Origin of the sequence: Ruminococcus sp. OM04-4AA, from assembly GCF_003462585.1 — a bacterium.
Lineage (GTDB): Bacteria > Bacillota > Clostridia > Lachnospirales > Lachnospiraceae > Mediterraneibacter > Mediterraneibacter faecis.
This window is the reverse complement of sequence record NZ_QTZH01000037.1, coordinates 25,537-31,674: the sequence shown is the minus strand read 5'-3', so window position 1 is coordinate 31,674 and position 6,138 is coordinate 25,537. Positions and strand designations below refer to the sequence as shown.

General features: G+C 39.2%; 6 protein-coding genes. All 6 read left to right on the top strand.

Translation table 11 applies throughout. From position 1 onward, the window contains the following. Positions 1 to 191: hypothetical protein (locus DXB52_RS16375; protein ID WP_207661756.1), on the top strand; the 191-nt coding region annotated here is incomplete at its 5' end. Next, positions 169 to 1,476, top strand: coding sequence for a TrkH family potassium uptake protein (locus DXB52_RS10930; RefSeq protein ID WP_472520098.1), 1,308 nt, complete (start codon positions 169 to 171; stop codon positions 1,474 to 1,476). The genes DXB52_RS16375 and DXB52_RS10930, both read left to right, overlap by 23 nt. A gap of 13 nt (positions 1,477 to 1,489) precedes the next feature. Continuing rightward, on the top strand, positions 1,490 to 2,137 hold the full coding sequence (locus DXB52_RS10925; protein ID WP_117542495.1) for a potassium channel family protein: 648 nt from the start codon (positions 1,490 to 1,492) through the stop codon (positions 2,135 to 2,137). A 3-nt stretch (positions 2,138 to 2,140) separates the two neighbouring features. Beyond that, positions 2,141 to 2,701, top strand: coding sequence for a LysR family transcriptional regulator substrate-binding protein (locus DXB52_RS10920; RefSeq protein WP_472520097.1), 561 nt, complete (start codon positions 2,141 to 2,143; stop codon positions 2,699 to 2,701). Between the two features lie 37 nt (positions 2,702 to 2,738). Beyond that, positions 2,739 to 5,438: a sensor histidine kinase gene (locus DXB52_RS10915; protein ID WP_118107323.1), complete on the top strand. Its 2,700-nt coding sequence runs from the start codon at positions 2,739 to 2,741 to the stop codon at positions 5,436 to 5,438. Further along, the gene (locus DXB52_RS10910; protein ID WP_118107317.1) at positions 5,431 to 6,132 is read left to right on the top strand and encodes a response regulator; all 702 of its coding nucleotides are present in this window, start codon (positions 5,431 to 5,433) and stop codon (positions 6,130 to 6,132) included. The genes DXB52_RS10915 and DXB52_RS10910 overlap by 8 nt, the downstream gene beginning before the upstream one ends. Positions 6,133 to 6,138: the final 6 nt, after the last annotated feature.

Genomic DNA, 6,138 nt, shown 5'->3' with positions numbered 1-6,138 from the left:
TGCTCCTTAGATTAGATTTAGAGTTTTCAGAGTCAACTCCCAAAACTCTAATCAATAGTTTACATGCAACAGCCAGAAATTTCGATACACCCTCTTATTGGACGCTTACGAAATTAAAATTATGGGGACATAGTTATGCAACAGAAAAACAGGTCAAGACATCGGCATATGACATCATTTCAAGTGATTAGTTTAGGGTTTTTATCCGTGATTCTCTTAGGCAGTCTGCTTTTGATGCTGCCGATTGCTACAAAAAGCGGTCAGAGTACATCCTTTTCAGATGCTTTGTTTACCGCAACTTCTGCGGTTTGCGTGACGGGACTGGTTATTAAGGATACGGCAACCTACTGGTCTTTATTTGGTCAAGGAGTTATTTTATTGCTGATTCAAATCGGAGGTATGGGAATTATTACGATTGCTATTGCGATTGCTACTGTTTCCGGACGCAAAATCGGGTTGATGCAGCGAAGTACCATGCAGGAGGCAATTTCGGCTCCAACGGTGGGGGGGATTGTACGGAGAACACAATTTATTATTCGGACTACTATTCTTATCGAAATCATTGGTGCGGCTCTTTTAGCCCCTGTTTTTTGCAGGGACTTTGGGGTTTGGAAAGGAATATGGTATTCGTTGTTCCATTCTATTTCTGCTTTTTGCAATGCAGGATTTGATCTAATCGGTATAAGAACCCCTTTTTCCTCGTTGACATCTTATTCTGTACAGCCGATTGTAAATCTTGTGATTATGGTGCTGATTGTTGTAGGAGGTATTGGATTTCTTACCTGGGAGGATATAAAGAATCATAAATGGCATTTAAAAAAATACAGAATGCAAAGCAAGGTGATTTTTATGGTAACAGGACTATTGATATTCTTACCGGCTCTTTACTTTTTTTATTTTGAGTTTTCAAATGTGCCTCTTATGGAAAGAGTGTGGGTTTCCTTGTTTCAATCTGTTACGCCGAGAACTGCAGGATTTAATACAGCAGATTTGACTTTACTCAGTGAAGTTGGGCAAATGCTTATCATTATTCTGATGCTCATCGGTGGTTCGCCCGGTTCTACTGCAGGGGGTATGAAAACGACAACTCTTGCAGTGCTCGTTTCATCGGCATTATCTGTATTTAGAAAAAAGGAACACACTCATTTTTTCGGCAGACGAATTCCGGATGACACTATCAAAAATGCAGCTACGATTTTTTTGATGTATATTGTTTTATTCCTTGTCGGAGGAATGGTAATTAGCAGCACAGAAGATATTCCACTTATGACCGCTTTGTTTGAGACGGCGTCGGCAATCGGGACAGTAGGGTTATCGCTGGGAATAACTCCTGACCTGGGACTTGTTTCTCATATAATCTTGATTTGCTTGATGTTTTTGGGCAGAGTGGGCGGATTGACTTTGATTTTTGCCACCCTTTCTGAAAAAAAGCTTAACGGTTCAAAATATCCTCAGGAAAAAATCACAGTAGGTTAAAGGAGAATAAAAAATGAAATCAATATTACTTATCGGTCTGGGAAGATTCGGACGGCATATTGCTATAAAATTAGATGAATTGCACCATCAGGTGATGGCGGTAGATAAAGAAGATACCCGAGTTGATGCTGTACTTCCCTTTGTAACCAACGCTCAGATTGGGGATGCGACTAGTGAGGATTTTTTAAGTTCGCTTGGTGTTGGGAATTTTGATGTTTGTATTGTGGCAATTGGAGATGATTTTCAGAATTCATTGGAAGTAACGTCCCTTTTGAAGGAACTCGGTGCAAGAATGGTGGTGTCTCGTGCTTCTCGTGATGTTCATGCAAAATTTCTTTTAAGAAACGGCGCAGATGAAATTGTTTATCCTGAAAGGCAACTTGCCGATTGGGTTGCGATCCGTTATAGTGCTGATCATATTCTCGACTACATAGAACTAGATGAAGAACATGCAATCTTTGAAATATCTATACCGGGAGAATGGATAGGAAAAACAATCGGTCAGTTGGATATACGAAAAAAATATGACATCAATATTATGGCGCTGAAAACAAATGATATTATGAATTTGAAAATAAGTTCCGATACGCAGTTGTTAAAGGGCAGTACCATGCTTGTTCTTGGGGAGACGAAACATATTCAAAAATGTTTTCATATTTAATTTTTGAAAGAAGTTGGTGATATGAAAGACTTTGTTTTACTTATAGTGGTATTGGCAGCATTTATTTATGGTTATTTTCTTATGGGAAAACTGGATAAATTTCTCGAGGAAAATGAATCCCAAAAACTTATTTCAGGTTCTAAGCTTAGGATTGGATTTGAAACACCTGCACTCATAGATTCTATTGCAGATCTATTAGAACAATTTTCAAGCGAATACCCAAACTATGAGTTGAACCTGTTCTACGGTTCTGTAAGTGAAATAATAAATGGGATAGGAAATAATAAACTTGATTTTGGCTTTATAATAGAGGAATCCAATGATATTTTGAAAGATAAGTATTGTTCCTTATCCTTTCAAATAAAGCAAAGCGTCATTACTCCAGACTCTATAGACATTGCGGTACATCCAATCAACACGATTGAGAAACCAGTGAGAGTGATATGGCAAAATAACAGTAATTGTATGGAAGGTTCATTTGTAGAAAAATTGCATGATTTTTCGGAGCTTTTTCTGTTTTCGGCTACACGCCCGAATGGAAAAAAAGAAGAAAAGGTGGTATAATCTTTATATAATGTTTTTTGCACAGGGAGGTGACCGTATGGGCGAAAACAGACACAATCCGGATCAGTTATTAAAGGCAATCCAAGCCGATGAAGAAAATCGGAATAAAGGACATTTGAAAATCTTTTTCGGATATGCGGCTGGTGTGGGTAAAACCTACGCCATGTTGGAAGCGGCTCATATGGCAAAACAGCAGGGAATTGACGTGGTAGCCGGTTATATAGAACCCCACGCACGCCCCAAAACAGCAGCTCTTTTGAATGGCTTAGAAGTTCTTCCTACAAAAGAAGTTCTCTATAATGGTATGATACTGAACGAATTCGACATTGACATGGCACTGAAAAGAAAACCACAGCTTATCCTTGTGGATGAACTTGCTCATACGAATGCCGAAGGATGCCGTCATGCAAAACGGTATCAGGACATTAAGGAACTTTTGAATGCAGGGATTGATGTCTATACGACTGTCAATGTCCAGCATATTGAAAGTCTTTGTGATACAGTTTCATCCATTACGGAGATTGTTGTACAGGAACGCATTCCGGATTCTCTGTTTGATAATGCAGATCAGGTTAAATTAATGGATATTGAACCACAGGATTTGATCGACCGTTTGAATACAGGAAATGTATACAGACAGACCCAGGCAAAACAGGTGGTAGAAAATTTTTTCACAATAGAAAATTTGACAGCTCTTCGGGAGATTGCACTGCGGCGATGTGCGGACAGGGTGAATATCCTCACAGAAAATGCCCGCATTAAAAATCATGGAGATTATCATACAGACGAACATATTCTTGTTTGTCTATCTTCTTCTCCATCTAATGCAAAAATTATCCGTACCGCCGCAAGAATGGCTTCTGCTTTCAAAGGAAAGTTTACGGCTCTGTTTGTAGAAACACCGGATTTTTCAGTGATGAGCGAGGAAAATATAAAACGCCTTCGTTCAAATGTTCGTCTTGCTGAGCAGCTTGGGGCAAAAATTGAAACAGTTTATGGAGAAGATATTCCGTTTCAGATTGCGGAATTTGCCCGTTTGTCCGGTGCGTCAAAAATTGTGATCGGGCGAAGTTCTGCTACAAAACGGCATTTGCTCAGCAAAACGACACTGACAGAAAAACTGATTGATTATGCCCCTAACTTGGATGTGCATATTATTCCGGATACGGTTTCTAATGCTGCAGTGTATCAGTTAAGAGGGGGCAGGAAAAAGAACCATATCGTCTTCTCTGCCACTGATACATTAAAATCTACTGCGATTCTGATTTTATCCAGTTTAGTCGGAATGATTTTCCATAATCTTGGATTTGGCGAAGCAAATATTATTACTGTTTTTGTTTTAGGCGTTCTTGTCACCGCTGTCATCACGAAACATCAGGTATACAGCCTAATTTCCTCGATTGTAAGTGTTTTGATTTTTAATTTTCTGTTTACGGAACCCCAATTTACCTTGCAGGCGTATGATCAGGGTTATCCTGTTACCTTTATTATCATGTTTTTGGCGGCATTTTTAACCGGTTCTCTTGCTATACGGATTAAAAATCAAGCAAAACAGGCGGCACAATCTGCTTACCGTACCAAAGTGTTATTTGATACAAGCCAGCTATTGCAACAGGCAAAAGATAAAAATGAAATTGTATCCACAACTTCAAATCAGCTCATTAAACTCTTGGGAAAAGATATCGTTTTTTATTTAGCTGATGGCGAAGTGTTGGATACGCCGCATATTTTTTCTGTAACTGAGGAAAATTTGGAATCATGTATTTCCGAAAATGAAAAGGCCGTTGCCGGCTGGGTATTGAAAAACAATAAACGTGCCGGATCCACAACAGGAACGCTTTCCAATGCAAAATGCCTGTACCTTGCTGTTCGCAGTAGCAGTATGGTATATGGAGTTGTTGGAATCGTGATGGGGGAAATACCTCTTGATCCATTTGAAAACAGTATTCTACTGTCCATTCTCGGAGAATGTGCTCTGGCTTTGGAAAATGAGAAAAATGCCCGTGAGAAACAGGAGGCGGCTGTCCTTGCAAAAAATGAACAGTTGCGAGCAAACTTGCTGTGTGCTATTTCACATGATTTGAGGACACCGCTGACATCCATTTCTGGTAATGCCAGTAACCTTTTGTCCAATGGTGATTCCTTTGATAATGATACAAAAAAGCAGCTATACACGGATATTTATGATGATTCCATGTGGCTGATTAACCTTGTAGAAAACCTGCTGGCTGTAACCCGGATTGAAGAAGGACGGTTGAATCTCCGTATAACGGAAGATTTGATGGATGACGTGATTACAGAAGCGTTACATCATATTAACCGAAAGAGTGAAGAGCATCATATTTCCGTTGAAAGCAAAGAAGAAATTCTTCTTGCAAAAATGGATGCAAAGCTTATTGTTCAGGTAATCATCAATATTGTTGATAATGCTATCAAATATACACCTAAAAACTCTCATATTGTTATTCGGACAGAAAAACGGGGAAAACAAGCGATCGTATCTATATCGGATGATGGAAACGGAATTGCTGATGAAATAAAGCCACGGATATTCGACATGTTCTACAGTGGTGCAAATCAAATTGCAGACAGTCGCCGAAGTTTGGGACTCGGATTATCTTTGTGCAAGTCCATTATTAACGCCCACGGCGGAGAACTTACTGTTTCAGATAATCTGCCGCACGGAACAGTATTCACATTTACATTACCGGCAGGGGAGGTCAAAGTATATGAATAAGTCACTAATATTAGTTGTAGAAGATGACACATCTGTCAGAAATTTAATTACAACAACCTTAAAAGCACACGAATACCGATATCTGACAGCACCCAATGGTCAATCGGCAATTTTAGAAGCATCTTCACACAATCCTGACATTGTTTTACTTGATTTAGGACTTCCTGATATGGATGGTGTTGAGATTATTAAAAAAATCCGTACTTGGTCAAACATGCCGATTATCGTAATCAGTGCTCGCAGTGAAGATACCGATAAAATTGATGCGTTGGATGCTGGTGCAGATGATTATTTAACAAAGCCATTTTCTGTTGAGGAACTGCTTGCCAGACTAAGAGTCACGCAAAGAAGGTTATCAATGATGCAAAATGTATCTCCTGCCGAAACGGTTGTTTTTGTAAACGGAAAACTTCGTGTAGATTATGTTGCAGGTTGTGCCTATTTGAATGAAGAAGAGTTGCATTTAACACCTATTGAATATAAGTTGCTTTGCCTGTTGACAAGAAATATAGGAAAAGTTCTGACCCATACTTTCATCACGCAAAGTATTTGGGGAAGTAGTTGGGATAATGATATTGCCTCCCTTCGTGTGTTTATGGCGACACTTCGTAAAAAAATCGAGAAAGAACCGAACTCTCCACAATATATCCAAACACACATTGGTGTGGGGGATCGGATGCTGAAAGTTGAGTGAATTTCA